The sequence below is a fragment of the Amorphus sp. MBR-141 genome (assembly GCF_053628695.1).
Genome location: NZ_JBRJGW010000020.1, coordinates 1 through 26,206, shown reverse-complemented (window position 1 = coordinate 26,206; position 26,206 = coordinate 1). Strand labels below are relative to the sequence as shown.

Annotated in this window: 24 protein-coding genes; 13 read left to right on the top strand and 11 right to left on the bottom strand. The window is 65.1% G+C overall.

Going from position 1 to position 26,206, the window contains the following annotated elements; all coding sequences use genetic code 11:
• Window positions 1-9 precede the first annotated feature (9 nt).
• Entirely contained in the window at window positions 10-1,305 is a 1,296-nt protein-coding gene (locus tag ACSSVZ_RS22045) for a glycerate kinase type-2 family protein (RefSeq protein WP_453972930.1), read from the bottom strand.
• Window positions 1,306-1,588: 283 nt separating this feature from the next.
• Between ACSSVZ_RS22045 and ACSSVZ_RS22040 the strand changes: the two genes are divergently transcribed.
• Window positions 1,589-2,494: a phosphotransferase enzyme family protein gene (locus tag ACSSVZ_RS22040; RefSeq protein WP_453972929.1), complete on the top strand. Its 906-nt coding sequence runs from the start codon at window positions 1,589-1,591 to the stop codon at window positions 2,492-2,494.
• Between the two features lie 20 nt (window positions 2,495-2,514).
• Here ACSSVZ_RS22040 and ligD (ACSSVZ_RS22035) read toward each other — a convergent pair whose 3' ends face one another.
• The 3 genes from ligD (ACSSVZ_RS22035) to ku are packed head-to-tail and all read right to left on the bottom strand — an operon-like array spanning window position 2,515 to window position 6,089.
• Window positions 2,515-3,429 (bottom strand): non-homologous end-joining DNA ligase, encoded by a 915-nt coding sequence (gene ligD, locus ACSSVZ_RS22035; protein WP_453972928.1) that lies wholly within the window; start codon window positions 3,427-3,429, stop codon window positions 2,515-2,517.
• On the bottom strand, window positions 3,426-5,159 hold the full coding sequence (ligD, locus tag ACSSVZ_RS22030; RefSeq protein WP_453972926.1) for a non-homologous end-joining DNA ligase: 1,734 nt from the start codon (window positions 5,157-5,159) through the stop codon (window positions 3,426-3,428). The genes ligD (ACSSVZ_RS22035) and ligD (ACSSVZ_RS22030) overlap by 4 nt, the downstream gene beginning before the upstream one ends.
• A gap of 6 nt (window positions 5,160-5,165) precedes the next feature.
• Window positions 5,166-6,089: a non-homologous end joining protein Ku gene (ku, locus tag ACSSVZ_RS22025; protein WP_453972924.1), complete on the bottom strand. Its 924-nt coding sequence runs from the start codon at window positions 6,087-6,089 to the stop codon at window positions 5,166-5,168.
• Between the two features lie 232 nt (window positions 6,090-6,321).
• Here ku and ACSSVZ_RS22020 point away from each other — a divergent pair, with 232 nt between their 5' ends.
• The gene (locus tag ACSSVZ_RS22020) at window positions 6,322-6,882 is read left to right on the top strand and encodes a type 1 glutamine amidotransferase domain-containing protein (RefSeq protein ID WP_453972922.1); all 561 of its coding nucleotides are present in this window, start codon (window positions 6,322-6,324) and stop codon (window positions 6,880-6,882) included.
• 80 nt (window positions 6,883-6,962) lie between these two features.
• Here ACSSVZ_RS22020 and ACSSVZ_RS22015 read toward each other — a convergent pair whose 3' ends face one another.
• Window positions 6,963-7,223 carry a DUF7218 family protein gene (locus ACSSVZ_RS22015; RefSeq protein WP_453972921.1) on the bottom strand — a complete coding sequence of 87 codons (261 nt, stop codon included), beginning with the start codon at window positions 7,221-7,223 and terminating at the stop codon, window positions 6,963-6,965.
• 196 nt (window positions 7,224-7,419) lie between these two features.
• Here ACSSVZ_RS22015 and ACSSVZ_RS22010 point away from each other — a divergent pair, with 196 nt between their 5' ends.
• The 4 genes from ACSSVZ_RS22010 (at window position 7,420) to ACSSVZ_RS21995 (ending at window position 9,728) form a co-directional block, all read left to right on the top strand.
• The gene (locus tag ACSSVZ_RS22010; RefSeq protein WP_453972920.1) at window positions 7,420-8,463 is read left to right on the top strand and encodes a YihY/virulence factor BrkB family protein; all 1,044 of its coding nucleotides are present in this window, start codon (window positions 7,420-7,422) and stop codon (window positions 8,461-8,463) included.
• A 197-nt stretch (window positions 8,464-8,660) separates the two neighbouring features.
• Entirely contained in the window at window positions 8,661-8,858 is a 198-nt protein-coding gene (locus ACSSVZ_RS22005; RefSeq protein WP_453972919.1) for a CsbD family protein, read from the top strand.
• Window positions 8,859-9,022: 164 nt separating this feature from the next.
• Window positions 9,023-9,181, top strand: coding sequence for a DUF3309 family protein (locus ACSSVZ_RS22000; protein ID WP_453956298.1), 159 nt, complete (start codon window positions 9,023-9,025; stop codon window positions 9,179-9,181).
• Between the two features lie 64 nt (window positions 9,182-9,245).
• Window positions 9,246-9,728, top strand: a complete 483-nt coding sequence (locus ACSSVZ_RS21995; RefSeq protein ID WP_453972918.1) for a YciE/YciF ferroxidase family protein — start codon at window positions 9,246-9,248, stop codon at window positions 9,726-9,728.
• 100 nt (window positions 9,729-9,828) lie between these two features.
• On the opposite strand, the gene ACSSVZ_RS21990 is transcribed toward ACSSVZ_RS21995, so the two are convergent.
• Entirely contained in the window at window positions 9,829-10,599 is a 771-nt protein-coding gene (locus ACSSVZ_RS21990; protein WP_453972917.1) for a Crp/Fnr family transcriptional regulator, read from the bottom strand.
• Between the two features lie 173 nt (window positions 10,600-10,772).
• Here ACSSVZ_RS21990 and ACSSVZ_RS21985 point away from each other — a divergent pair, with 173 nt between their 5' ends.
• The 5 genes from ACSSVZ_RS21985 to ACSSVZ_RS21965 all read left to right on the top strand — a co-directional run bounded on the left by ACSSVZ_RS21985 (window position 10,773) and on the right by ACSSVZ_RS21965 (window position 16,833).
• Entirely contained in the window at window positions 10,773-11,129 is a 357-nt protein-coding gene (locus ACSSVZ_RS21985) for a hypothetical protein (protein ID WP_453972916.1), read from the top strand.
• Window positions 11,130-11,396: 267 nt separating this feature from the next.
• Window positions 11,397-13,277, top strand: a complete 1,881-nt coding sequence (locus ACSSVZ_RS21980; RefSeq protein ID WP_453972915.1) for a sensor histidine kinase — start codon at window positions 11,397-11,399, stop codon at window positions 13,275-13,277.
• Window positions 13,278-13,475: 198 nt separating this feature from the next.
• Window positions 13,476-15,245 carry a phospholipase D family protein gene (locus tag ACSSVZ_RS21975; protein ID WP_453972914.1) on the top strand — a complete coding sequence of 590 codons (1,770 nt, stop codon included), beginning with the start codon at window positions 13,476-13,478 and terminating at the stop codon, window positions 15,243-15,245.
• Between the two features lie 501 nt (window positions 15,246-15,746).
• Window positions 15,747-16,541, top strand: coding sequence for a response regulator (locus ACSSVZ_RS21970; protein ID WP_453972912.1), 795 nt, complete (start codon window positions 15,747-15,749; stop codon window positions 16,539-16,541).
• Window positions 16,542-16,668: 127 nt separating this feature from the next.
• Entirely contained in the window at window positions 16,669-16,833 is a 165-nt protein-coding gene (locus ACSSVZ_RS21965; RefSeq protein ID WP_453956312.1) for a DUF1328 domain-containing protein, read from the top strand.
• A gap of 107 nt (window positions 16,834-16,940) precedes the next feature.
• Here the strand turns inward: ACSSVZ_RS21965 and ACSSVZ_RS21960 are convergent, their stop codons facing one another.
• A complete protein-coding gene (locus ACSSVZ_RS21960; RefSeq protein ID WP_453972911.1) occupies window positions 16,941-18,110 on the bottom strand; it encodes a Gfo/Idh/MocA family protein in 1,170 nt (389 codons plus the stop codon).
• A 110-nt stretch (window positions 18,111-18,220) separates the two neighbouring features.
• A complete protein-coding gene (aroQ, locus tag ACSSVZ_RS21955) occupies window positions 18,221-18,670 on the bottom strand; it encodes a type II 3-dehydroquinate dehydratase (protein WP_453972910.1) in 450 nt (149 codons plus the stop codon).
• Between the two features lie 412 nt (window positions 18,671-19,082).
• Between aroQ and ACSSVZ_RS21950 the strand changes: the two genes are divergently transcribed.
• Window positions 19,083-20,339 (top strand): porin, encoded by a 1,257-nt coding sequence (locus ACSSVZ_RS21950; RefSeq protein WP_453972909.1) that lies wholly within the window; start codon window positions 19,083-19,085, stop codon window positions 20,337-20,339.
• An 80-nt stretch (window positions 20,340-20,419) separates the two neighbouring features.
• Here ACSSVZ_RS21950 and ACSSVZ_RS21945 read toward each other — a convergent pair whose 3' ends face one another.
• Together ACSSVZ_RS21945 and mprF are read right to left on the bottom strand one after the other, a co-directional pair.
• The gene (locus tag ACSSVZ_RS21945) at window positions 20,420-21,733 is read right to left on the bottom strand and encodes a virulence factor family protein (RefSeq protein WP_453972908.1); all 1,314 of its coding nucleotides are present in this window, start codon (window positions 21,731-21,733) and stop codon (window positions 20,420-20,422) included.
• A 23-nt stretch (window positions 21,734-21,756) separates the two neighbouring features.
• Entirely contained in the window at window positions 21,757-24,351 is a 2,595-nt protein-coding gene (gene mprF / locus ACSSVZ_RS21940) for a bifunctional lysylphosphatidylglycerol flippase/synthetase MprF (protein ID WP_453972907.1), read from the bottom strand.
• Between the two features lie 443 nt (window positions 24,352-24,794).
• Between mprF and ACSSVZ_RS21935 the strand changes: the two genes are divergently transcribed.
• Window positions 24,795-25,844, top strand: a complete 1,050-nt coding sequence (locus tag ACSSVZ_RS21935; RefSeq protein WP_453972906.1) for a MerR family transcriptional regulator — start codon at window positions 24,795-24,797, stop codon at window positions 25,842-25,844.
• Window positions 25,845-25,905: 61 nt separating this feature from the next.
• Here ACSSVZ_RS21935 and ACSSVZ_RS21930 read toward each other — a convergent pair whose 3' ends face one another.
• Window positions 25,906-26,124 (bottom strand): GGDEF domain-containing protein, encoded by a 219-nt coding sequence (locus tag ACSSVZ_RS21930; protein WP_453972905.1) that lies wholly within the window; start codon window positions 26,122-26,124, stop codon window positions 25,906-25,908.
• Window positions 26,125-26,206 lie beyond the last annotated feature (82 nt).

Below are 26,206 nucleotides of genomic sequence, written 5' to 3'. Positions count from 1 at the left end.
CGCGCGTGGTCATGGCTCGATAAGGACGGCCCGGAAGTCGTTGACGTTGGTGCGGGTCGGCCCGGTCATCACCAGATCGCCGAGCGCCTCGAAAAACGAATAGGCGTCGTTGCGGGCGAGATAGTCGCGCGGGTCGAGGCCGAGCGCGCGGGCGCGGGCGAGAGTCGTCTCGTCGACCAGGGCGCCGGCATTGTCCTCCGAACCGTCGATGCCGTCGGTGTCTCCGGCAATCGCGGTGAGCCCTCGCCGGCCTTCGAGCGCGATGGCGAGACCGAGCAGGAATTCCACGTTGCGTCCGCCGCGGCCCTCCGCGCGAACCGTCACCGACGTCTCGCCGCCCGAGAGCACCACGCACGGGGCCGATGCCGGCATGCCATGCTCCGCGCAGGACAGGGCGATCGCCGCGAGCACCTTGGCGACCTCCCGGGATTCGCCCTCGATCCGGTCTCCCAGGACCACGGGCCGATAGCCGGCGGCCTCGGCCTCGCTTGCCGCCGCCTGCAAGGAGAGGGCCGGCGTGGCGACGAGCCTGTAGGTGGCATGGTGCAGTCCCGGGTCGCCGGGCTTCGGGGTTTCGGCGCCAGGTTGGTCGAGCCAGGTCACGATCGACGCGGGCACCCCGAGGCCGTAGGCTGCAATCACCGCCCGGGCGTCGGCCGCCGTGGTGGCGTCACCGACCGTCGGGCCGGACGCAATGATACCGGGATCGTCGCCGGGCACGTCGGAGATTGCCAGCGTGACCAGTCGGGCAGGGCGGGCCGCCAGCGCAAGGCGCCCGCCTGCGACCGTCGAGACGTGCTTGCGCACGGTGTTCATGTCGGAGATCGGGGCACCAGACTTGAGAAGCTGCCGGGCAAGCGTCTGCATCTCTTCGAGTGTCACGCCCGGCGGGGGCGCAGCGAGCAGGGCGGAGCCTCCGCCTGAGATGAGGGCGATCACCAGGTCGTCCTTGGTGAGACCCTCAAGAATGGCGAGCATCTCCCGGGTGCCGGCTTCGCCTGCGGCGTCGGGGACCGGATGGGAGGCTTCGACGATGCGGATGTGCCGGGTCGGTTCGCCGTGGCCGCGGCGCGTCAGCACAACGCCTTCGAGCGGCCCGGACCACACAGCTTCCAGTGCGCGCGCCATCGCGGCCGACGCCTTGCCCGCCCCGATGACGACAGTGCGCCCTTTGGGCGGTTCGGGAAGATAGGCTGCCAGGCACTCATCCGGATGGGCCCGAGCCACAGCGACGTCGAAAAGCCGGCGGAGAAGCTGACGGTTGTCTTCCGGCGCTTTGGCCTTGGGCGTCGTGGCTGAGGTCACGCGTGGCTCCTTGAGAAACGTTCGGCGAACAGACTATACCGTCGCGGGCGTGAAGAACGATCTGCGGGTGTGCGGCCCCGGCTTCATTCCCTGGGGAACCGTTTTCTCGCCGGATGGCGCCGGCTGTCAAAGGTTGCCGTGCTGACGTGTCCGCGCGCCGTCTCACTCTCTCGAACCACCAAGGTCCTGTCGCTTGTTGCTTCCCGACCCATGCCCGGATGATCCTCTCGAAGCGTTCGCACGACGCTCCCTGGCGCTTTGGGACCTTCCTCCGGCTGCCGATGTGCGGCTGATCAATCTGTCGGAGAACGCGACGTTCCTGGTGACCGCGCCGGGTGGCTGGCGGTCGGTGCTACGCGTTCACCGGGTTGGCTATCACGCGCGGCACGCGATCGAGAGCGAGCTGGCGTGGATGGATGCGCTGCGATCGGACGCCGGGGTTCCCACGCCTCCGGTCATTGCCAGCCGGAGCGGTGCGCGCATCGTCGACGCTATGCCCGGAGAGGGGGCGGAGGCCCGCCATCTAGTGATGTTCGAATTTGTCGACGGGTGCGAGCCCGGGGTGGACGACGACTTGTCCGCCCCGCTGCGCCGGCTCGGCGAGATATCGGCGCGGCTGCATCTGCATGCGATGGATTGGAGCCCGCCGCCCGGCTTCGAACGCCTCACCTGGGACGAGGAGGCAATCCTCGGCAGTGCCCCGACCTGGGGGCACTGGCGCGACGGCCCGAACGTCGATGCGTACGCCGAGGCGCTGCTTGCGCGAACGGAGGACACGATCCGCGCCCGGCTGCGGCGGTACGGCAAGGGGAGCGACCGCTACGGGCTCATCCATGCGGACGTGCGGCTGGCCAATCTGCTGATCCACGACGGTGAGACGAGGGTGATCGATTTCGACGACAGCGGCTGGGGCTGGTTTCTGTACGACGTGGCGACGGCCTTCTCCTTCGTCGAGGACCATCCGAGCGTACCGGAGTGGACCGCGTGCTGGCTGGAGGGATATCGCAGCGAGCGGTCCCTGTCTGTCGAAGACGAACGCGAAATACCCACCTTCATCATGCTGCGCCGCCTGGCGCTGCTCGGCTGGCTCGGATCTCATGCGGAGACCGACATCGCGCGCGAACTGGCGCCCCACTTCGCATCGGTATCGTGCCTTCTCGCCGAGACCTATCTCGCGCGGTTCGGCTGACGGGGCCACCTTATTCCGCGTCAGGCGGGTTCGAGACCGAGCGCCTCGAAGGTCTTCGCGGTGAGGCGCTGGCGGCGATCCTTCGCGGCAGGCCACGCGCCGGCCTGGGTCGCGATGGCCTTGCCGCCGTCGGCCACGCTGAACGCGGCGGCCGAGGTGATATCGGGCAGCGCCTCCCACGACACCGGCACCGCGACGGGCGCGCCTTCCCGCGAACGCGGCGAAAAGGGCGCGATCGCCGTCGAGCCGAACTGGTTGCGGAAATGGTCGATGAAGATCTTTCCGCCGCGCTTCTTCTTCGCCATCGAGGCCACGAAGCGCTTCGGGTCGAGGTTTTCCATCTTCTCCGCGAATGCGCGGGCAAAGCCGGTGACGCTGTCCCACGCAAGACGCCGCTCCAGCGTGAGGACGAGATGAATGCCCTTGCCGCCGGTGAGCAGCGGATAGCTCTCCAGCCCTGCCGATCGCAGTACGTCGGCAAGATCGACGGCAGCGGCCTTCACGTCCTTGAAGGCGAGGGACTCGTCGGGGTCGAGATCGAAAACCAGGCGGTCGGGCGATTCGATCCGGTCCAGGCGGCTTCCCCAGACGTGAACCTCGAGCGCGCCGACCTGGGCACAGGAGACCAGCGCCTCGCGGGAATTGATGACCAGATAGTCCTTGGTGGCGCCAGAGCGTTCCTTGATCGGCTTGGTGTCGAAGGCCTCGGGGAGGCCGGCGCCGGCGTGCTTCTGGAAGAAGCACGCTTTTTCCTGCCCCTCCGGGCAGCGGACCAGACTGACCGCACGACCTTCGAGCTCGGGCAGCATGACATCTGCAACGGCATCGAGGTATTCGGCGAGTGCCTTCTTGGTCACGTTCATCTGCGGGAACAGCACACGCCCCGGATGGGTCAGCCGAACGCCCGACACACGGGCCTCGTCGTCGCTCGTCATGGGGCGGTCCTTTTTCGTGGGTGCGCTGCGGCGCTTCGAGGGCTGTGACGTTTCTCGGCCGCTGCGCCCTTGAGCTCCGGCGTCTCGGCAACGATCTCGGACGCGTCCTTGTCGTCCCGGAGGCCCTCGAAGACGGCGTGGCGCACCGCGCCGTCGCGGGTCGTCTCGGCGTACGAAACCTCCGCCACAAGGTTGGGCGTGACCCAGCGGGCGGAGCGCGCGATTGTGGCCGGCACCTCCGCGAAAGGAGAGGTTTTCCGGGCGCGCTGAGACAGCAGGGCACCGATTTCCGTCAGCAATCCGTCGTCGAAGCCAGTGCCGACGCGCCCGCAATAGCGCAGCCTGCTCCCATCTTGAATGCCGAGAAGCAGCGACGAGAACGCCCGCCTTTTCGAAGAGGGCGACCATCCGCCGATCACGAACTCCTGGCGCTTGACGCACTTGATCTTCAGCCAGTCGCGGCTTCGGGTCGATCGATAGCGGCCGTCGGTGCGCTTGGCGATGATGCCCTCGAAGCCGCGGCTGCAGGCGAGCCGCGAGATGCGGTCACCGTCGCCTTCGATGTAGGTGGACAGGTGGATCGGGGCCTTCGGCTTCGCGGGCAGGGCCTTTTCGAGGGCCGCTTTGCGCTCCAGAAGCGGCCGGCCGCGCAGGTCGGCTCCGTCGTGACGCAGGATGTCGAACACCATGAAGGAGAGCGCGCCAGGGGCTTCCTTGAGGGCGCGCTGCAGGGCGCCGAAGTCGCTGCGGCCCGACCGGTCGGAAACAATGACTTCACCGTCAAGAAGGGTGGACGGCAGATCGAGCGCCGCGAGTGCGTCCGGGATCGGTCCGAACCTGTCGGTCCAGTCGCGGCCGGAGCGCGTATAGCAGCGCACCGATCCGTGGTCGCAGGCCGCGATCATACGGTAGCCGTCGAACTTCGTCTCATAGAGCCAGCCGTCGCCCTCGGGCGGCGCCTCGGTGAGGGTGGCCAGCTGGGGCGCAACGAATGCCGGCGGCTTGCCCTGGGACCTCTTTTCGGATTTCGCAGCCGTGGCCGCGTTGGAAGGTGAGGATTTGCGGCGCTTCGATCTCTCGGCCGGGGCAGCCTCGATCGCATCGGCTTTGGACGCGGCGAGGCGCGCGGCACTTCTTTGCCGGGCCTTTCGCTTCTTCGGGGCTGCGCCCTCGGCGATCTCCTCCATCGATCGGCCGGTGGTGACGCTCCAGTCGGCTCCCTGAACGTCGTCTGTCGTCGAGGCCGTCGCGTCGTCCTTCTTGATCAGCAGCCAGTTTTCACGCCCGTTGTCGCGCTTCTGCCGGTTGGCCATACGCACCAGTGCGAAGTCGCCCTTCAGACGCTGGCCCGAGAGGGTGAGCGCCAACTTGCCGTCCTTCACGGCTTTTGCAGGGTCGCCCTCGGCCACGAAGGGTCCATGGTCCCAGAGCATGACGGTGCCGCCGCCGTATTGGCCTTTCGGAATGGTCCCCTCGAAGTCCGCATAGTCGAGCGGATGATCTTCGGTGCGGACCGCGAGCCGCTTTTCGGACGGGTCGAGGCTCGGCCCCTTAGTCACGGCCCAACTGACGAGGACCCCGCCGATCGCCAGCCGGAAATCGTAGTGGAGGCGGCTTGCGGCGTGTTTCTGCACCACGAAGAAACCATCGGCGGACGGCGCTCCTTCGCCGGATGGTTCCCGCGTCTTCGCAAAATCACGTTTCGCTCGATAAACTGAGAGGTCCGCCATGACGCGTCAGGCCGCCTTGGATGCCGTCTTGCGCGCCCGCGGCTTCGCCTTCGCCGCCTTTGCGTCGTCCGTGCTGGCTGTCTTGCTGGTCTTCCCGCTCGTGCGCGTCTTTGCGGTCGATCCGCCGGAGCGCGCCTTCGTCTCCGATTTGTCCCCCAGGCTCTTCTTCAGCGCGGCCATCAGGTCGACCACCTTGCCGCTGTCGGCGGTATCCTCATCGACCGCAACCTCCGTCTTGCGACCCTTCGCCTTGCGCTCGATCAGTTCGCGCAGCGCGTCGTTGTAGCGGTCCTTGAAGGCCTCAGCCTTGAAGGGGGCCGACTTCCGCTCGATCAGCTGTTCGGCGATCGACACCAGCTCCTCATCGGAGGTCTCGTCGCTGAGATCGGAGAAATAGGGGCTCGCGCGATGAAGTTCGTCGGAAAAGCGCAGCGTCTCGATCATCAGCCCGGCGCCGCACGGCTTGAGGGCCGCGACGTATTCGCGCCCCCGCATGACGAACTGGCCAAGCCCGATCTTGCCGGTCTGCTTGAGGGCATCCCGCAGTACGCGGAAGGCGTCTTCGGCGAGGTCGTCGTCTGGAACCACATAATAGGGGCGATCGAAGTAGATGGGATCGATCTCGCAGGCGTCGACGAACTGCACCAGCTCGAGCGTCTTCTTGGCGTCGATCTTGATGTCGTCGATGTCCTCCTCGGTGACGAGGACGTACTTGCCCTTCTCGATCTCGAACCCCTTCACGATGTCGTCGCGCTCGATGGGGCCGATGCCCGGGACGACCTTCTCGTAGCGGATCCGCTTGCCGCTCGGCTCATGGATCTGATGGAAGGACAGCTTCGCGCTTGAGCGGGTGGCGCTGTAGAGCTTCACCGGCACCGCCACGAGCGCAAGCCGGATCTGTCCACTCCAGACGGGGCGCGATGGGGCCATCAGAATTCTCCTTGCGGGCCGGCCACCCGGGCCGGCGCATGACCACGTTTCCAGTCGAGATGCCAATCGAATCAACGCTGACGGCGCGCTTAAGTTCGCCGGCTTCGCGACCCAAGATTGATTTTGGAACCGACGGCGGCGGCAATGCGTTCGGCAGGCAAGCTCACACCATCGCTCACGGCACACTGACTTGCCGGGCGCGCAGACGAACCACAGACGAAGGAACAATCTCATGTCGAGCATCAGCGGGAAGAAGATCGTCATCGTTTCCACGAACGGGTTCGAACAGTCCGAACTCGAGGTTCCGCGCGACAAGCTGCGGGAGGCGGGTGCCACGGTGCACGTGGCAACGCCCGACGGAAATGCGATCAAAGGCTGGGACAAGGTGGACTGGGGCCGCGAAGCCCAGGCCGACGGGAAGATCGCGGACGTATCGGTGGCGGACTACGACGCCATCGTGCTGCCCGGCGGTCAGATCAACCCCGACCTGCTGCGCGTCGACGAGGACGCGATGAAGCTGATCCGCGCGTTCATCGACAGCGGCAAGCCGGTCGCGGCGATCTGCCATGCACCGTGGCTTCTGGTGGAGGCTGGCGCGGTGAAGGGGCGCGAGATGACCTCCTACCACTCGATCCGCACCGACGTGGAGAATGCCGGCGCGATTTGGAAAGACGAGCAGGTTGTCGTCTCCGAAGGCATCATCACCTCTCGCAATCCGGGCGATCTCGACGCGTTCGTCGCGAAGATCATCGAGGAGGTCCAGGAAGGACGCCACGAGCGCCACGCGGCGTAGCACTTCCCCCTCCGGTGCCGAGGGCGCCGTGGTGAAAAGGCAGGAGGACGGCGGTCGCGAACGCGGCCGCCGTTTTTTGGTCAGTGGGTGCGCAGTGCCGAAACGAGATCGGACTTCGACATTTTCGAGCGCCCGTCGATTCCGATCTCCTTCGCACGACCGTAGAGGTCGGACTTCGACCATTCCTCGTAGGGCGGGGCCTTTCCGCCCTTCTTCGACGGCTTGTCGCCGGCCGCTTTCGCATTCGCGATCCGGGCCGATTTTTCCTTGCTGTTCCCCTGTTTGCGCAATTCCTCGTACAGCGTGTCGTCCTTGACCTGCTTGCCGTGAGACTTCGCCATGTCGCGTCTCCTGCTTCCGTGATGTCTGCGCCTCTCGCGCATCTACGGTCTCAGAACCACTTGGCTCCGCCGCGGTTCCTTCCTGAGACGCGCGCGTGCGGCCCGATCCCTGGCACCGACCCGCGCCGGCGGGGGAACGGCATCGGTCACTTACCGTTCACCTCTCAACGGCAGGCTGGAAAAGGGGCAGGCAAAGATGACCGGAACAGTGGCAGACAGCCCCGCGAGTTCGGGCGACGAAGGACGCACCACGGAGGGCATGCTGGAGGATGCGACCGAGCGGGTCCCGGTGCGGGGGCGGGGACGCGAGGCGCGCAACCCGACGCAGATTCCGGCGCGTGGCTGGCTGGACATCTTCGTCCGCGTCTACAAGCGGATCATCCAGGACCGCATCGGCCTGATTGCCGCTGGGGTGACGTTCTACGCCATGATGGGACTGTTTCCCGCGATCGTTGCGCTGGTATCCATCTATGGCCTCGTGACCGACGCAAGCACGCTCGAAAACCAGATCCAGTTTCTCGCTGGCTATCTGCCACAGGATGCGCTGAGCCTGCTGTCCACGGAGCTGCATCGCATCACCGATCTGCGCGGGGGGAGCCTGGGCATTGCGGCATTGGCGAGCATCGCCGTCGCGCTGTGGAGCGTGAACACCGCAGTTCTGGCACTTTTTCAGGCCCTGAATGTTGCCTACGGCGAAGCCGAGAAGCGCTCAATCTTTCGCCTCTACGGCACCGGCTTCGGCGTGACCATCGGCATCATCGTGTTTGCGGTCGTGGTGGTGAATACGATCGTGGTTCTGCCGTTGCTGCTGTCGGCATTGGGCTTCAGCGAGCGGGCGGAGTTCATCATGCGGGTCATCTCCGCGCCGCTGTTCTTCGTCGTCATGGTCGCCGCCGCATCGGTCCTCTATCGCATCGGCCCCAGTCGCCGAAACGCGCGTTGGAACTGGATCTCGCTCGGATCCATCCTGTTTTCCGCCGTGTGGATCGCGGTGGCGCTCGGTCTCTCGTTCTATCTGTCCCGTTTCGCGAACTACACCGCGACCTATGGGTCGCTGGGTGCCGCGATCGGCCTCATGCTCTGGATCTATGCGGCGGTGTACATCTTCCTGGCCGGCGCCGAGATCAATGCGGAAATCGAGCACCAGACTTCGCGCGACACCACCACTGGTCCGGAACGTCCGATGGGCGAACGGGGGGCCCACGTTGCAGACACCGTCGGTGCCCTGTCCGGGAAATGACGCGTCCGGCACGTGCCGCGGCGAAAATCTGCAGCCTAGGCAAATACACGGAACCGCCAGTCGGCGAGTGCGTTGTTACAGATGAAGGGGCGCTAACTTGGTGCCTCTGAAGTTTCTGTGTGCAACCGTATCAAATGTGGCGAGTTCTTCCGATGTCATAGACACGGTTGGAAACGCACGCCTGGGAAGGATGAAACATGAATTGGGATCAGATTCAGGGCCAGTGGAAGCAGTTCACCGGCAACGTTCAGAGCCAGTGGGGAAAGCTGACCAACGACGACTTGGACGTCGTCGAGGGTGACCGGCAGCGCCTCGCAGGCAAGATCCAGGAGCGTTACGGCGTCGAGAAGGAAGAGGCCGAACGCCAGATCGACGATTGGCTCGAGCGCCGCTGACTTCCTGTATCAGCCGCCGCGCCCACTGAGGGCGCGGCGGCAAATTGTCGTGGCGAGCCCCGGCCGTGTTCGGATGGTGGCCCGCAATTTCGACGATATGCGTTCCAGACGGGAACATTAGTCCTTCAACGCGGTTTGGAAGGGCGATTTTCGGAGATCAGTCAATGACGCTCGGCACAATCCTGCTCATCGTTGTCATTCTTCTGCTTATCGGCGCCTTGCCGACCTGGCCCTACAGCCGCGGCTGGGGTTATGCGCCTGGCGGCATCGTCGGCCTGATCCTGGTCGTTCTGCTGATACTGCTTCTGCTCGGTCGGATTTAATCGGAAGCATCCCCGCTATTCATCCGAATATCTAAAACGGAACAGAAAGGACATCACCATGGCCATGAAAACGCTTCATGATCTGTTCGTGCATTTCGTGCGCGACATCTACTACGCGGAAAAGCAGGTGCTGAAGACGCTGCCGAAGATGGCACGGAAGGCTGATTCCGACACGCTCCGCGAAGCCTTCGAGCATCATCGCGAGGAGACCGAGGGGCAGATCGAGAACCTGGAGAAGGTCTTCGAAATCCTCGGCCTGAAGGCGCGCGGCGTGACCTGCGAAGCGATCGACGGCATTCTCGAAGAGGGTAAGGAGATCATGGAAGAGGCCACCGACGCGGATGCGCGGGACGCCGGCATGATCGCAGCCGCCCAGGCCGTCGAGCACTATGAGATCACTCGCTATGGGACGCTGGTCGCATGGGCGAAGCGGCTCAACCTCAGCCAGGCGGTGCCGCTTCTTCAGGCCAACCTCGAGCAGGAATATGCGGCGGACAAGAAGCTCTCCTCGCTCGCCGAGGGCGGGCTCAATCAGCAGGCCGCCTGATCCAGGGCCGTCGACGGTGACCTTGTTGCAATACGCCCGCGTTCCATCGAACGCGGGCGTAGGTGCGTCAGGGCACAGCTGCCGGGAGGCATCAGATCGGTCAGATGAACGGGCGGGGCCGCGCCGGGCTGTCTTCCACCTTGCCGATCGATTTGAGGTGCGGCTCGTCGTCCACCTCGAGCCAGCGTTCGGTCCAGCGGATGCAGCCCGTGGCCCGGAGACGCTTGATGGTCTTGTTGGTATGAACGAGCGAGAGCCCGAGCGTGTCTGCAAGATGCTGTTGGGTGAGCGGGAACGCCAGCCGCTTGCCGCGCATCATGCCGAGGTCTCGGGCGCGATGGAACAGGTGCCAGATCACATAGGCGACGCGTTCGAGGGCATTGCGTCGGCCGACCGTGAGCAGTTGTGCGTCGAGAAGCCGCTCCTGATTGGCCGACAGCCAGGTCACGTCGAAGGCGAGCGACGGCTGGCGGGTGTAAAGGCTGTGGAACTGGTCGCGGGGAAACACGCAAAGAACCATTTGCGAGAGGGCCTCGACGCCGTGGTCCATGGTCTCGAACACGGATGTCTGCAGCCCGATGAGGTCGCCCGGCATGGCAAAATTCAGAATCTGCCGCCGGCCATCCGGCAATGTCTTGTACCGAAAGGCCCATCCGTCCAGCACGGTGTAGAGATGGGGGCTGGACGTGGCTTCCTGGACGATCGGGGCGCCTGGCTCGACGGAAAGCTCGCCGCGCTTGAACCACTCCACGAACTCGAGTTCGCCTGGATCGAAGTCGCGAAACGTCGCGCGGCTGCGCAACGGGCACGCCGCGCACGGCGTCCGGTATCGGCTACTTCGAGAGGGGGTCACGGAGCCTTCCGCGCGCATTCAATATCTCTTCGCGACGCGTGTGATTGTTAAAAGACGGTCTCTGCAATGCGTGCCAATTTCGCTGATATGGGAGGCGGGGTCGAGGACTTTTCGCCTCCTGCCGATTGGTGCGTCGGGTTGCCAACGGCGAAGCGGTCGCGGGTCTCGGCCCGCGCGAGGGGTGTCGTACAGTGAACCAGATTCCATTTGTGGTCCTGTTGGCCGTCGATGATGAGAAGCTCGCGCTCGACATCGACACATTCGTGCGGAACGCAAATCTCTCGTGGACCGTTCTCCTTGCGCGTAGCGCCGAGGACGCCTTTGCCGCAAGCGTTTCCGGTGCGGCGCAACTGGCCATCATTTCCCTGGCTCAGTCGGCCGAGCGCGAGAAATTCGAGGCGACGCTCAGGTCGATGGGCGTTCCGATTCTGCGTTATATCCCGCCCCTGGCTTCCGCCGCGGACGACGGAACGGAAGCTCTGCCGCTTCCGTTTACGACCGAGGGCACGCGGCATGCGCTGGAGCGGCTCGGAATGCTCGTCTCCTGATTGCAGCCGACGGCGACGTCGCGCTTTCGATCCTCCTCCGTCGAGATGCGAAGGCGATGCCGGTTGCCTTCGCCCCTTCCAGCGCTGTTCCCGGCGGCGGGGGCCGACTATTGTCAGGCGATTGCCGCGCGTGGTTGGTGAACGGGGTGGCGGGCCGCTGCGTTTGGCATTCGGTGGGAAAAGCGTCGTAAAGATCCCTTTCAAGGTCGAAGGGCTAACGTAATCGGACCGCGTCAGGCGGCGGATCGAAGGGCAGAGGCATAGCCGATGGATTCCATCCTACAGTATCTATTCGGGGCGGCAGCCTTCATGCCCCACGGCTACTGTCTGCTCTGGCGACCAGACCTCGTCGCGCTGCATGCTGTCTCCGACCTCGGCATTGCTGCTGCCTATTTCGCGATTCCGATCGCGATTCTCGTGCTGGCCCGGCGGCGGGGAGACCTGACGGGAGACACCGGCCAGGTTGTCGTTCTTTTCGCCACTTTTATCATCGCGTGCGCCCTGACCCATCTCGCGTCGGTCTTCACCCTCTGGTACCCGGCGTACGGATTGCAGGGCCTGCTGAAGGCCGCGACCGCCATCATTTCAGTGCTGACAGCGGTGATCGTCTGGCGGCTTCTTCCGGCGCTGACGCGCCTGCCATCCATCACGGAGACGGAAGCGATCAACCGCCAGCTCGTGGAGGAAGTGGAGGCCCGCAAGCGCGCCTATCAGGAGCTCGAAGCGACGCGCGCGAACCTCGAACGCGAGATCGCCGAGCGCACGTACGAGCTGCAGGAAGTCAAGCATCTCTACGACGCTGCGACCAGCGGGGCACAGATCACGGTCTTTTCGCAGGACTCGGAGCTTCGCTACACCTGGGTCCACAATCCGAGGCTCGGCTTCAGTGTCGATGACGTCGTCGGCAAGACCGATGAGGAGTTGGTGCCCGAACCGGCGCTGACAACGATGTCTGCCCACAAGCGGCGGGTCCTGGAGACCGGCGAATCGGAGACATTCGAGGTCGAGATCCCCGAGGGGAGTTCGACCTCGTGGTTCCGGATGGACCTCACCCCTTCGCCGGCTGCCGAGGGGAAGGCTCGGGGGATCGTCGGAACGGCGATCGACATCACCCGGGCCAAGCGGCTGGAGGCCATGCGCGCCGATCTGAGCCGCCGTCTTTCGGCAACGGTCCAGCGGTTCAACCTGGCCCTTCGCTCCAGTGAAATCCTGGTGTTCAGCCAGGACAAGGACCTTCGGTACACATGGTCAAACTGGTCGGCCGACTACGGTGGGCCGGTCATCGGTAAGACCGACGACGATCTCTATGCCGAGCCGGAACGGTCCCGCATCGTCGGCCTCAAGAAAGCGGCGATGGAGAGTGAGGATGTGCAGTCCGCCGAGGTGCGCGTCCACATCGGCGAGGAAATCGTCTGGTACGTGTTGACCGTCGAACCCGATTTCGCACCCGACGGCGAACTTCGCGGCGTCATCTGCGCGGCGGTCGACATCACCGAACGCAAGGACTACGAGCAGCGCATGCGGCTGGTGATGCGCGAATTGAGCCACCGGTCGAAAAATCTCCTCGCCGTGGTGCAGGCCATCGCCCGACAGACTGCGCAGCAGGCGGATTCGGTGAAGGAGTTTCTGGAGAAATTCGGTGAGCGCGTGCGCGCCCTCGCCGGGGCGCAGGACCTGCTGGTTGCCGGCAACTGGAGCGGGGCGAGCCTGGGCGACGTGGTCAATGGACAGCTCGGGCACTACACGCCCGAGGACCGCAACCGCGTGATCGTCGAAGGGCCGGACGTCAAGCTCTCGCCCGACGCGATGCAGACCCTGAGCTTGGCGCTCCACGAACTGGCGACCAACGCGGCAAAGTACGGCGCCCTGTCGAACGAGGTGGGCAAGGTTCTGGTGACCTGGTCCATCGATCAGGCCACATCCACCCTCGACCTTCGCTGGTCGGAGGAGGGCGGGCCGCCGGTCACCGCTCCGACGCGGCGTGGCTTTGGCCGTATCGTCATCGAACGCAACGTCGCGCGTTCGCTGGAGGCGGAGGTCGACCTCGACTTCGCGACGGAGGGCTTCCGCGCGGTGTTCCACATACCGTTGGACCAGATCCGTCCGCGGGTGGACGAAGAGCGCGATCCCCAGCCCGTGCTCGGGTGACGCTTCGCATGTCTGGCCGATGTCAACGCCCCGATGCGCACGTTGGGCTTCGCTGAAGCCCTGGATGCGCAAGTTTCCCTTTCTTCGACAAGGGGAGAAACGGATTGCCCGGTGATGCGTTACCGAATCCCTATCGGGACGGGTCGCCAGGTCTCGTCGGCATATCGGTGACAACAGCAGACAAAAGGCGGAGTGACGATGAGCCGGCACGATGCGACGATGCCGCCATTGACCCGTGGCACAACGACAGACCTACGCCGGCGAATTGAGGCGCGAATGCTGCAATCGACGACAGCGGAAAAACCAAGCGCCAAACCGATGACGCTCGGTTTCGGCCCCGCCTATCCGCAGAGGCGTGCCGGCAACGTGCGGCCGCTCGTCGAAGCGAGTGCGGCTTATCCGGAAATGGAAAGGATGGTCATGGGCGCCAGCAAGACGGCGCACCTTGCCTTCCGGATTTTCGACCCCGCGACGAAGACGCGCTCGGAGGAAGCGATCTCTCGCAACCTCATGGACTGGGGCGACGTGCTTCTCGATGCCGCCCAGCGTGGCGTCAAGGTGCGCGTCCTCCTGGCGGACTTCGAGCCGGTCATGGCCCACGAACTCCACCGCGTCGGCTGGCAGAACGGGCGCCGGCTGCTCGACCGGGCCATCCAGCTTCCTGACGACTGCCCCGGCTCGATCGATCTCCTGATCGCGCTGCATGAGGGTGAGCTCGGCATGGCAGTTCGCTCCGCCCTCTGGCTCGCTGTGCGGGCGAGGCTGATGAAGCTGATCCGAAGCGAACCGGGAGCGGAAAGCTCTCCCGGCATTCGCTACAATATGCTTGGCGCACGGCCACGGTTCATGCCCCCGATGCGTCTGTGGCCGGCGACGCACCACCAGAAGATGATGGTCGTCGACGGGCAGACGGCGGTGATCGGTGGCATCGACGTCGACGAGCGCCGCTACGACGATCCCGAACACAGCCGGCCGGCGGACCAGACCTGGCACGACGTGAGCCTGCGGATCGAGGGGGATGCGGCGCGCGACGCGGACCGGCACTTCGTCGGGATCTGGAACAGGGAGGTGACGCGCTACGGCGGCGGTGGCGATCTCGTCACCGGGATGCATCTGCCTCCAGGGCATGATCATCAGCGGGTGCCCCAGCTGATCCCGGGCGGAAGTCCGGAAGGCACGCCGCCCGATCCTGGTCTTGCGCCTTCGGATGCGAAGATCCGGCTGGTGCGGACAGGATCCGTCATCCGCGAAGGAGCATTCGCGGTCGCGCCGAAGCCTGTCGTGACGGAGATCGAGACGGCCTTCATCGACGCCATTCGCAGCGCCCGCAAGCTCATCTACATCGAGAACCAGTTCTTCCGGCTGCACCGCGTCGCTGACGAAATCGGGCGGCGCGTCGCTTCGGAGCCGGAGCTGGAAGTCATCGTGGTGTTGCCGATGGCTCCGGATATGGTGGCCTTCGAGCGGAAGACCGGTCCGGAAATGCGATTTGGCGAATGGCTGCAGGTGAAAGCGCTGCGCCATCTGCTCAAGCTGTGCGGGGAGCGGGTCGGGCTGTTCTCGATGGTTGGCCACTCGCAGGCCGGCCCGGGCCTCGAGGGGCGGGCCCGCGCGTTCGGCAGCGGCATCGTCTATCCGCACTCCAAGGTGCTCATCGTCGACGATGCGCGCGCCATTGTCGGCTCAGCCAACATCAACGGCAGGAGTTTCCGGATGGACACCGAACTCGCCCTCGACTGGACCAACGATCCGGGTATTTCGGACTTCAGGGGAGAGCTGTTTGCGGGCCATCTCGGGCGGGCACATCAGACCGATGCGCCAAGCCCGCTCGCCTTGTGGAAGAAGGTCGCGCTCGACAATCTCGATGTCGATCCGGAGGACCGCAACGGTTTTATCGTGCCGTACAAGCTCGGCGCGGCCGCCCGGTTCGCCCGATTCCAACGGTTCATCCCGGAGGTTTATCTGTGACTTCGGCAGCCAACGTCACGTCAAGGCAATCACACCCACACGATGCACATCAAGATGTGCGGCATGCGGACTTGTCGCCTGTTCCGGCGTGAACGGCATCAAGCTTCTCGAGGAGGTCCACGAGATCCTGCGGGATAGACGAGCCGCCTTCGGCTTCATACACCCGCCTCAATGTACGGCCGAGATGCGACTGAAGGTTCGTATCCAGACGGGGGACGTCGCCTTGGGCAGAGCCAGACTCGCCGTGGTTCTTGCGCCCGTTCGCCGCAGCGTCATACGAGCTTTTGCTGTTCCGTTCGTACGTCATTGTCACCTCACGCGTTCTGAGCGGTACGCGTCTCGGAAATTGAACGTTGCGTGCTCGATATCGTTCCGGGTTAACATTCTTAATTGACGCGTGGGATGATCCGTTTGTGGTCCGCGCTTCTCACGCGACCCCGCCTGCGTTGTGATTGTTCCGCCGGGTAGGCGTCTTCTCGGGCGCGGATAGCGAGACGGAATATGACGTCAGTTGCAGAACTGATTGCGCCGCATCTGCCATCGCTCAGGCGGTTCTCCCGCGCCGTGCACGGAAGCCGCAGCGCAGGCGATGAGCGCGTTGCTGACTGTCTCCGCTTCCTTATCGAACGACCGTCCGCATACGATCCGTCCGGGAATGCGTTGATTTCCCTCTTCCGCCTCTATGTCACTGTTTCCTCCCGCATCGAACGTGACGGGCAGACGCCCTGCGCCGCGACACACGACCGGACGATCGGGGGAATGTCGACCGACGCCCGCAATGCGTTTCTGCTCACCGCGCTGGAGCAGTTTTCGATCCCACAGACCGCGTCGATCCTCGATGTTGAGATTGATGACGTGGAGCTCTTTCTGGCCGAAGCCGGCCAGCAGATTGCTCGACAGATCGGCACCACCGTTCTCATCATCGAGGATGAACCTCTGATCGCCATGGACATCGAAGGCATGGTCGAGAGGTTTGGCCACGAGGTCGTCGGCGTTGCGCGCACGCGGCGCGAAGCGGTGATGCTGGCCCGGAAGACGAGGCCGGGGCTCATTCTAGCCGACATCCAGCTTGCCGACGGCAGCTCTGGTATCGACGCCATCACCGACCTGCGTGCCTCCATCGATGTTCTCACGATTTTCGTGACCGCTTTCCCGCAGCGGCTGCTGACGGGGGCAGGGCATGAGCCGACCTTTCTGATCACCAAGCCGTATGCGCCCGACGCGCTGAGGGCCATGCTCAGCCAGGCGCTGTTCTTTCGGGACGCAAAGCGCGAGAGGCGCGGAGCGGCGTCCTGATCGCGCCAAATACGGCGCTGCCGCCGCGAGATCGGATTTTTTGTGGTCCCCATGTGAAATGACAGAGAACTTTTCTGTTACCTCCGCGTTCTCCTGCCGAACGAGTTATTGCTGAGGAGAACGACACATGCTGCAGTGGGCTCTGATTTTTCTTGTCGTTGCGATTATCGCAGGTGTTCTGGGCTTTGGCGGGATCGCGGGCGCTTCTGCCAGCATCGCGCAAATTCTTTTCTTCGTGTTCCTCGTGGCCCTGGTGATCTCGGTGATCATGCATCTTGTTCGGCGCGCCTGACGCGCGCAGACAACCAAGGCTCCGTTAGGATCCTTCAAAAAACGGCCGGGCGATCCTTCGCCCGGCCGTTTTGCGTTTTGGCCCGTCTTGCCCCAAGAGGGCGCGTTCTACAGATCGATCCAACCCGCATTGTCGGCGTTTGAAGCGACGCAGGCCTCTATGAAAGCCATGCCGCGCACGCCATCCTGAAGGGTCGGGTAACTCGCGTCGGGATTGCTCGGCTCTCCTGTGCGCGCCGCGCGGATGGCCTGCGCCACCTCCGTGTAGAGGTTTGCGAACGCCTCCAGATACCCTTCGGGATGTCCTGCCGGGATCCGCGTCACGCGATGCGCCGCCGCGCCCGCCCCGGCGCCGCCTCTGGTGATGAGGCGCTTTGGTTCGCCGATCGGGGTGAACCAAAGCCGGTTCGGCTCCTCCTGGTGCCAGGTGAGGCCGCCGCGTGTGCCGTAGACCTGAAGTTGGAGCGCATTCTCGTTGCCGACCGCCACCTGGCTCGCCCAGATCATTCCCCGGGCGCCTCTTTCGAAGCGCAGCAGGATGTGCGCGTTGTCGTCGACCTGACGGCCGGCAACGAACGAAGAGAGGTCGGCGGCGACGGAAGTTGCCCTCAGGTCGGATACGAAGCAGGCCAGATGGAAGGCATGGGTTCCGATATCGCCGATCGAGCCGCCGGCCCCGGCCTGCGCCGGATCCGTTCGCCAGGCCGCTTGTTTCTGGCCGGTCTTCTCGATCGGCTCTGCGAGCCAGTCCTGAGCGTAGTCGACGCGGACCACGCGGACATCGCCAAGCGCTCCGTCCCCGATCAGTTGGCGCGCTTCCCGAACCATCGGGTAGCCGGCATAGGTGTGGGTCAGCGCAAAAACGAGGCCCGTTCGTGCGACCGTTTCCGCGAGGACCTTCGCCTCCTCCAGCGACGTCGCCAACGGCTTGTCGCAGATCACGTGGATCCCCTGTTCGAGGAAGGCCGTGGCGATCTCGAAATGCAGATGGTTGGGCGTGACAATTGCGACGGCCTCTATGCCGTCGGGACGTGCTGCCTCGCTTTGCGCCATCTCCATGTAGGACGTATAGATCCGCCCCTCATTCAGCCCGAGCGCGCGCCCTGATGCGACGGCCTTTTCCGCGCTCGCGGACAGCGCGCCAGCGACAAGGACGTAGTTGTCGTCCAGCCGGGCCGCGATACGGTGGACGGCCCCGATGAACGCGTCCTGCCCGCCGCCGACCATGCCCAGCCGGATGCGGCGGGACCTCTCGTCCCGGTGTCCTTCGATTTCCATTGCAGCCCCCCGCAGCGTTGATGGCGCGTTGGTAATGCGCGCCCACAATCTTTAGGTGAAGGTTACCTGCAACCTTCGGCGGACGGGAACCCACGCCGTGCGAATAAGATCTAGGCTTGCCGGGAGGCGATCAGCACGGCCATGCGCCGGAGGGCCAGCTCATAGCCTTGGGTGCCACAGCCGGCGATGATGCCATCTGCGCGCTGGGAAACGTACGAATGGTGCCGGAAGCTCTCGCGCCGGTGAATGTTGGAGATGTGAACCTCGATCACGGGAAACGTGCAGGCGCTCAGCGCGTCGAGGATGGCCACCGAAGTGTGGCTATAGGCCGCCGGATTGATCACGATCCCGGAAGCGGTGGTTCGGGAGTCCTGGATCCAGTCGATCAGCTGATGCTCTGCATTTGACTGTCGGAAGCGGATCTCCAGCCCGAGCGCACCGGCGACCGACCTGCAGCTGTCCTCGACATCGGCAAGGGTTTCCCGCCCGTAGATCTCCGGCTGGCGCTGACCCAGCAGGTTGAGGTTGGGTCCGTTGATGACATCGATCGGGAGGGACATCGCGAGGCTCGATCCAGGGTAGCACCCAGTGCGGGCAGGGAGGGACACAGAGGAAAGCGGGCGACTGCGCGCGCAAATCTAGCCGCCGAACCTTTCTGGCACCATCCATAACCGTGCGCCGCCCGCTCCCGACCGGTGATGCGTGTGGGCTTGTGAAGCCCGCGAAGAAACGAACCCTTTTTGCAGTCGATCGTCAAAGAGGGCATTACGGAATCGGTTTGCCGGGCTATCATCCGCCACAGTGCTCGACAGCCGCAGGCCAATGCGGGGCGTCGAGACGGGGCGAGCGGGATCTGGGGGGAATATGTCCATAGGCGGATATGCGCCGAGATGGGGGCGCGAACGCACGTCCCTGCGCGGGCGTGAACGCACGTCGGGTGCCCCGGTGGGGTCGTGGCTGGGGCTTCTTGGATTGGCTGCGACGCTTTCGACCGGGGGAGCCGCCATTGCTGCCGACCTCCCTGCCGAGCCGCTTGCGGTGTCCTATGTGGGCGTCTGCTCCGCGGCCGGCGAAGGCTATTACACGGTTCCCGGCACATCGACGTGCATCCACGTCCACGGCCGCGTCCGCGCCGAATATCAGGGGTACCTGATCAGCGGTGACACCGGCAGTCCAGACCGCGACCTCTCGTCCACCAACTGGCTTTCACGAGCCTACATCCACCTGGATTCGTGGAGCGAAACCGAGTTCGGTCCGATGACCACGGCCTTCAAGGCCTATTGGACCAACGACAATTTCGACAATGCCGCGCTTTCGGTCGACTATGCGCAGATCGACTTCGCCGGCTTTACGTTCGGCCGAACCCAGTCATTCTACGATGCGGCGAATTACCTGACCTGGGCCGATGTGTTCACCCCGGGGCAGTCGGACCTGAAGACGCAACTGGCCGCCTACACGGCGTCTTTGCCGGGCGGACTGTCGTTGACGGCCTCGGTCGAAGCGGCGGACGACCGTCGGCTTGGTATCTCCCTCTATCCTTACTCGGGCGCGCCTGCCCCGGCATACGTGACGCCGGGCGACGTGGGTTACGGACCCGGTGGCGACGGCTACGGCGGCGTGAAGTGGCCCGATGCGGTCGCGCGCCTCAAGCTCGATCAAGCCTGGGGCAGCGCCCAGGTGATGGGTGCGGCACACCAGGTCATCGCTGCCTACAACGACAGCCCCGGATCCGACGGTGTCACGCCGACGGGCGGCGTCGGCTGGGCTGCCGGTGCCGGTTTGACCGCCAAGTTGCCGTTTCAGATGACCTTTGTCCTGACGGGCACCTATGCCGTCGGCGCTCCAGCCTACGCCAATTCGAGCTGGTATGCGCTGCCGGGCGGCGAGCAGCTGGCCTTCGACGCGGCCTATGACCCGGCAACCGGCGATCTCGATCTGGCCACCTCCTACTCCGTTTCGGCAGGCCTTGGCGTCGACATCCGCAACGCGAACCTTGCGATACAGGGCGCCTGGTCACGCTTCGAAAGCGATACGCTCGGGGATTTGACGGGCGGGACGGCCAGCGCGAACTTCACCCAGTACGATCTGCAGGCGGCGTTGACCTACATGGTGGTGAAGGACCTCACCTTCGGCGTCTCCGGTGAGTACCAGTATCTGGACCACGAGGACGCCGACATCGATGTCGCGCAGCAACTGGCGATGCTGTTTCGGGTGGAGCGATGGTTCTGAGCGCTCTGTGCGACCCCAGCCCGCCGGAGAGAAGTGACCTTCCGGCGAATGGACCGGAGGCGGGTTGTAACCAACCGGCGCTATAGCCGACGCCGGAGACCTTCAAGGATGAGGGCCGCGAGCCTCGGATAGTCGCCGTCGAAGTGATGACCGCCGTTGGTCTCGATCAGTTCGGCGCCGGTTCCGGTCAGGCTCCGGCAGGCGGTGTCATCCTCCTCCGTCCCGAAGACGCACTGGATCTTCGCTGGATCGATCCTGGCGATCTCGGGGAGGGTGGGGCGCGCGTCGGCGGGGTGAGACCCGAGCCATCCGGTGACCGAAATTTGGTCGCTTGCAGCCGAACTGACGCCAAGCAGGGTGATCTGGCTGACCTTGTCGCGATGCGCCGCGTCGAGCGCGTTATAGGCAGCGGGCAGGATGTCTGCACCGAACGAATATCCGACCAACAGTACGTGCTGGACGTTCCACTGCGTCACGTAGGTGTCGATCAGCCGCGTGAGATCCGCAGCGACCTGCGCTGCCGGCTTTCTGGACCAGAAATAGCGGAGCGAATCGACGCCGATCGTCGGAAGCCCCTGTTGCTGGAAGATCTCCGCGATGGTCCGGTCGAGGTCGCGCCAGCCGCCATCGCCGGAGTAGACGATGGCGAGGGCATCGAACGTGCCGTCCGCAGGCAGCGCCGTCACCGGCAGGTCGAGCGCGTCGGCGGGGGCTGCCTCTGCGACCAGGTCGTGGAGACGGGCCGCGAACGCCGCGGCGCCGTCCTCTCGGTGGTCGACGGCAATCGGGAAGCCGTTTGCCACGAGATCGTCGATGTGGGCTGCACCGTTCGCGTCCTGCCCGGTCGTCAGAATGACGTCGATCGGATCCGGCAGCGGGCCGGGGGAAAGTCCGTAGACCGATTGTCCGTCCACGTCGGTGCGCGGCGCCTTCGTGCAGAGCTGTGTGGAGATGTCGATGCCGATGTCCGGGTCCACGACGACCGTGTGAGCGATCGTATCGGCTGGGGACTGCGCGGCGATCGCCATGGCAATTGCGCCGCCTGCGCCGCGTCCTGCGATGACGGGCGTATGGTAGTCCGAAGCTCCCGCTGCACGCTGCAGCGAGTGACTCATGGTCTCGATGTCGGCGACCAGGTAGGCGCATTCCTGTCCGGCGGCGTCGACCGTGGCGGTATACTGCGGCGTGTCGACCCCGATGACGATCGCGCCGGCATCCGCGAGAACGTCCGCGATCGTTGCGTCTTCGGGCGTCCAGCCTTCATTGCCGGAGAACAGGACCACGAGCGCCCTTACCGCCGCCGTCGGTTGAACGATGCGTGCGTGCTCCAGAGGGGCAGCACGGGTTGTGGCGGTCTCGCTGGCCCGCCCCGGACCGAAGGAGACGAGAAACATGGCCACGACGATCCAGAGGCGGTTCATTTCGACACCACGCCGCGCACGCCGCCGCCGATCAGGACGGTAACGTCCGCGAGCGCCAGCAGCGGGTTGATGCCCCCCGACACGACCATATAGCGCGGCTGCCATTGCGGCCCGAATTTGTCCTTGAAGCCGCGCAATCCCTTGAAGTGGTAGAATCGCTCGCCGTGGTCGTAGACGGCGCGTCCGACGCGATTCCAGATCGATGTGGCGGTGCTCTCCGGAAAGCCGGACAGCGGTGCCATCCCGAGGCCGAACCAGGTCACGCCCTCGGCCTTGAAGTGCTGCATCAGCGCCAGGAAGAGATAATCCATTGTGCCGTTCGGGGCGTCGGGCCGAACCCGCATGAGATCGATCGACACCTGATGGCCGACCTTCGTCGCCAGGATGGTCGCAAAGCCGATCACGCGGTCGGCATCGCGAACGAGGGCGACCGGCTGGGTGGTGACGTAGTCGACGCTGACGGCGCCCAGCGAGAAGCCTTTTTCGCGCACCTTGTGGTGCGCGAGCCAGGCGTTGGACACGTCGCGCACCTCGTCCATGACGCCGGCCACGCCTTCCGGCGGCACGATTTCGATGCTCAGCCCGAGACGTTCGCCCTTTCGAAGGCCAGTCCGCAGGGGAGCGCGCTTGGGGCCCTCCAGCGAGAACGTGGCGAGGTGCACCCTGGCGAATTCACCCAGCCGGAACGCGGTGAGACCCGCGTCGGCATAGAGCGCCAGGCTGTCCGGCCCCACCTCGTAGAAGACGGCGCGCCCGCCATGCTGGCGGGCGAGCTCGACGAATGTCCAGACGAGGCCCGGCCAGGCATCCCGCGGCCCCACAGGGTCGAACAGCGCAATCCAGGATCGGCCCTGGCGGGCAAACATGATGAAGGCGGAGCCGTCTTCCGAGAATAGCAGGCTCTTGTCACCCATGCGCACGAGGTTGGCGTCGGGGTTCGGTTGGTCATCGAGGATGGCGACCGCACGCGCGATTTCGTCCGCGTTGGGCCGGATCGACGGACCGCTCCACGGCCGGGTCAGCGTCCAGATCGAAAACAGCATCGTTGCCAGCGCGATGCCGAGCGCGGCCCTGAGGCTGCGCGGCGCAGAGGCCGAGAACTCGAACTGCCACCAGAGCTCGGGCGAGTAGGGGATCTCGCGGTACGCGAACAGCATGACCGCGACGCAGCCGATCAGGATCGTCGCCACCGCCAGCGACCAGCGCCAGCTCAGGCTGTCGTGGAGCAGCGAGGACCGTCGGCCAAACTCGGAACGGGACAGGACAAGCGTTCCAAGGAGAAGGCAGAGTACCAGCGTCTCGGTCCAGGCGAGCGCCTTCAGGGGGGCGAGGGCGAGCGCCAGCGCGGCGGCAGTGGTTGCCACCCACCACGCCCCGTCGAGGCGGAACAGCAGCCCGCGCGAGGAGACAATGAGCACCATGCCGAGAATGCTCGACAGGAAGTGGGCGCCTTCCAGCAGAAACAGCGGAACGTAGGCTGACAGGACGTGCAGATAGCTCGGTGCGGCCGGCGTCAGTCCCGACAGGACCAGCATGGCGCCCGTCAGGAACGTCAGGGCGGCAACGACGGTAGGCGCGAGGCGGCCCACGGAGGCAACCAGAGAGGACGCGGCAAGCCCCGTGGCGGCGCGCCGCATTTCCAGCGTGACGATGAGGATCGCGGCGAGCCCGAGCGGCAGCGCGTAGTAGATGATCCGAAACAGCACCAGCGCGGCAAGGACGCGGTCGACGGGCACTTTGCCGATCAGCGCGGTGACGACGATCGTCTCGAACACGCCGAGGCCGGCCGGAATATGGCTGAGAACGGCAAAGCCGATCGCCACGCTGTAGACGGCAATGAACGGGATGAAGCCCACCGAGTGCGGCGGCAGGAGAACCCATAGCACCGCGCCGGACAGCACGATCTCCACGAAGGCGATGACGAGCTGCCGCACCAGCAGCCCGGCAGACGGAAGCGGCAGCGTCCAGCCCCACACGCGCATGGTGCGTTCGTGCCTGAGGGCCAGGACCACCGGAACACAGACCAGCACCAGCACGATCACGCCCAGAATTCGCAGGGGCGTCGGGGGAATGTGGATTTCGTGGGTCACGACGCCGGCGGCGAAGATAGCGCCGAGAGCGCCTGTCATCGCCACGCCGAGGCCGAACCCGGCGGTGATGAAGCCGATCACCTTGGCGATCTGCTCGGGCCCGAGGCCGAGCGGCGTATAGAAGCGGTAGCGCACGGCGCCACCCGACAATGGGCCGAAGCCGGCGGTGTTGCCGACGGCATAGGCGCAGAACGAGGTCAGCAGCACCTGGCCGTACGGAATGCGCTGACCGGCGAACTGCAGGCCCGAGACGTCGTAGAAGCTGAGCGCCAGGAAGCTTGCGACCGTGAAGAGGAGTGCCAGCGCCAGGTCGTGCCAGGTGACGCGCGAAACCGCCTTGATGACGTCGGCATAGCTCACGTCGCGGGCGAGACCGTGAATGGCAACGGCAATGAGAATCATCACCGCGAGCAGCAAGGCCGAGCCGGCGATCTGTCGGACACGCGCGTTCCGGGCGGCACCCACGAACCGCGATTTCAGCGTTGAGACGATGGAGGTCACACGGCCACCCGGGCTCGGATCTTGGATCGGTTCACAGGTGGAGCGCTCGGTCTCACTTGGGGCGATCTCGACAGCTGGTCATCGCGTCGCTGAATGGCGTGACACGAGCAACGCAGCCCGGGTCATTTGGGAAAATGCATACGCTGTCGCACACCGCAACGGAAGAACAGTTGCTCAGGATTTGGGCACCGGAGTGCGGCAGTGGAACAAATGCGGTGGTCGGCGCGGCTCCGACGGACCCTGCCCACCAACTGCCGGCAGAAATCGGGCGAGGGTCCCATGGTTCGCGGTTCGCACGCCGCCGACGCGTGTTGCAGCCACACCTCCAACAGGGCTGCGGGCGTTGCTGGAGCGGTCCACCCGGAACGCGTCGAAACCCGCTTGACCTGTCCCTTGGGGTTGGCCCGATAAAGGGCCGAGGACAGTCGGCAACGAGGTGACCCATGAGTCCGTCGGCCCAGTCCCTGACAGCCGCAGAGGCGGCAACGCGGCTTGGTGTCTCCGCCAAGGCCCTGCGGCTCTATGAGGAGCGAGGACTGATCTCACCCTTGCGCACCGCGGCGGGGTGGCGCGTCTACGGACCGGATCAGATGGACCGGGCCGCGGAGGTGGTGGAGCTGCGCGCGCTTGGCTTCAGCCTGTCGGAAGTCGCTCGCTTGCTCCGCGAGGAGACGGGCCAGGTGGAGCGGGCGCTCGCGGCCCAGGAGGCGGTTCTGGCAGGGCGCGTCGATCAGCTGAAGGGCACGATAGAGCGCGTGCGCCGGAGGCGCCGGGACGTCGCGCACAGTGTCGCACCGCGCGCCTCGGATGCGACGCGGCCTGGGGGATCACCGCTCGGAAGCACCATCACCTTTGCGCTTCCCTGGCCGTGGGACGGCGAACGTTTCCATCTGGCGCGTATCGCGGCGCTTACCTACATCGTCGGACCGCTGGGGTCGGGGAAGACGCGGCTCGCCAGGTGCATTGCCCAGGCGATACCTGGTGCGGCCTTTCTCGGCATCGACCGGGCACCCGATGACCCAGCGGCCATGCGCGCTCGAACCGGCGCCGCCGCCGCGCGGGCCTCGCGCGCGGAGCGTGTGCTGGCAGGGCTCTTGGAGGAGGGTGCCACGCCGACCTCCAGCCTCTCCTGCCTGATCGACCTCATGACGGACCCCGGCCCAACCGCCTTCGTCATCGACATGATCGAACACGGTCTCGATACGGTGACCCAGCAAGCCTTGATCGCCCATCTTCGTCAGTCTGAAGACGATGCCAGACCGATCTTCATGATGACGCGCTCCAGTGCGATTCTGGACGTGGCGGCCGTCCGCACCGAGGAAGCAATCATCTTCTGCCCGGCGAACCATGCCCCGCCGACGCTGGTGCAACCCTTTCCGGGCGCTCCCGGTTATGAGGCGCTGACGAGCTGCCTCGCCACGCCGGACGTGCGGGCTCGCACGGAAGGGGTGGTCGCGTGGCGCCCGACGGCCGCGCATGCTGGCCACACCTAGCGGGGACGTCCTTTCCGGACGGCGTCTCCCGACGCGCCGCAACAGGAGTCTCTCCCGGGGGTCAGGCCAGATCTGCCTCGGGGCTGGTGGTTCGATCCCCCGTGTTGGCGAGCACGATGCAATCCCTGCCGCAGGACTTCGCCTCGTACATTGCGCGGTCTGCCGCGCCGAGAAGCGAATCGCGGGTGGTTCCGTCTTCGGGGAAGGTGGCAATGCCGACACTGACGCTCACGCATCGGCCGTCCCACGCAAGCTTGCGGATGCTGGTGGCCTGCCCCATCGAGGTGGCCGGGGCGTAGAGTTAGAGTCCGGCGGTTAGGGCCGGCGGATGTGCCGACACGGCGCCAGGGTAAGGTGACCAT

Bases quoted from the DNA above. Each gene is read 5' to 3' on its own strand.
- ligD (WP_453972928.1), bottom strand. From the start codon at position 3,429: ATGACGAGCGACGACGAGGCCCGTGTGTCGGGCGTTCGGCTGACCCAT.
- ligD (WP_453972926.1), bottom strand. From the start codon at position 5,159: ATGGCGGACCTCTCAGTTTATCGAGCGAAACGTGATTTTGCGAAGACG.
- ku (WP_453972924.1), bottom strand. From the start codon at position 6,089: ATGGCCCCATCGCGCCCCGTCTGGAGTGGACAGATCCGGCTTGCGCTC.
- ACSSVZ_RS22020 (WP_453972922.1), top strand. From the start codon at position 6,322: ATGTCGAGCATCAGCGGGAAGAAGATCGTCATCGTTTCCACGAACGGG.
- ACSSVZ_RS22015 (WP_453972921.1), bottom strand. From the start codon at position 7,223: ATGGCGAAGTCTCACGGCAAGCAGGTCAAGGACGACACGCTGTACGAG.
- ACSSVZ_RS22010 (WP_453972920.1), top strand. From the start codon at position 7,420: ATGACCGGAACAGTGGCAGACAGCCCCGCGAGTTCGGGCGACGAAGGA.
- ACSSVZ_RS22005 (WP_453972919.1), top strand. From the start codon at position 8,661: ATGAATTGGGATCAGATTCAGGGCCAGTGGAAGCAGTTCACCGGCAAC.
- ACSSVZ_RS22000 (WP_453956298.1), top strand. From the start codon at position 9,023: ATGACGCTCGGCACAATCCTGCTCATCGTTGTCATTCTTCTGCTTATC.
- ACSSVZ_RS21995 (WP_453972918.1), top strand. From the start codon at position 9,246: ATGAAAACGCTTCATGATCTGTTCGTGCATTTCGTGCGCGACATCTAC.
- ACSSVZ_RS21990 (WP_453972917.1), bottom strand. From the start codon at position 10,599: ATGCGCGCGGAAGGCTCCGTGACCCCCTCTCGAAGTAGCCGATACCGG.
- ACSSVZ_RS21980 (WP_453972915.1), top strand. From the start codon at position 11,397: ATGGATTCCATCCTACAGTATCTATTCGGGGCGGCAGCCTTCATGCCC.
- ACSSVZ_RS21975 (WP_453972914.1), top strand. From the start codon at position 13,476: ATGAGCCGGCACGATGCGACGATGCCGCCATTGACCCGTGGCACAACG.
- ACSSVZ_RS21970 (WP_453972912.1), top strand. From the start codon at position 15,747: ATGACGTCAGTTGCAGAACTGATTGCGCCGCATCTGCCATCGCTCAGG.
- ACSSVZ_RS21965 (WP_453956312.1), top strand. From the start codon at position 16,669: ATGCTGCAGTGGGCTCTGATTTTTCTTGTCGTTGCGATTATCGCAGGT.
- ACSSVZ_RS21960 (WP_453972911.1), bottom strand. From the start codon at position 18,110: ATGGAAATCGAAGGACACCGGGACGAGAGGTCCCGCCGCATCCGGCTG.
- aroQ (WP_453972910.1), bottom strand. From the start codon at position 18,670: ATGTCCCTCCCGATCGATGTCATCAACGGACCCAACCTCAACCTGCTG.
- ACSSVZ_RS21945 (WP_453972908.1), bottom strand. From the start codon at position 21,733: ATGTTTCTCGTCTCCTTCGGTCCGGGGCGGGCCAGCGAGACCGCCACA.
- ACSSVZ_RS21935 (WP_453972906.1), top strand. From the start codon at position 24,795: ATGAGTCCGTCGGCCCAGTCCCTGACAGCCGCAGAGGCGGCAACGCGG.
- ACSSVZ_RS21930 (WP_453972905.1), bottom strand. From the start codon at position 26,124: ATGGGGCAGGCCACCAGCATCCGCAAGCTTGCGTGGGACGGCCGATGC.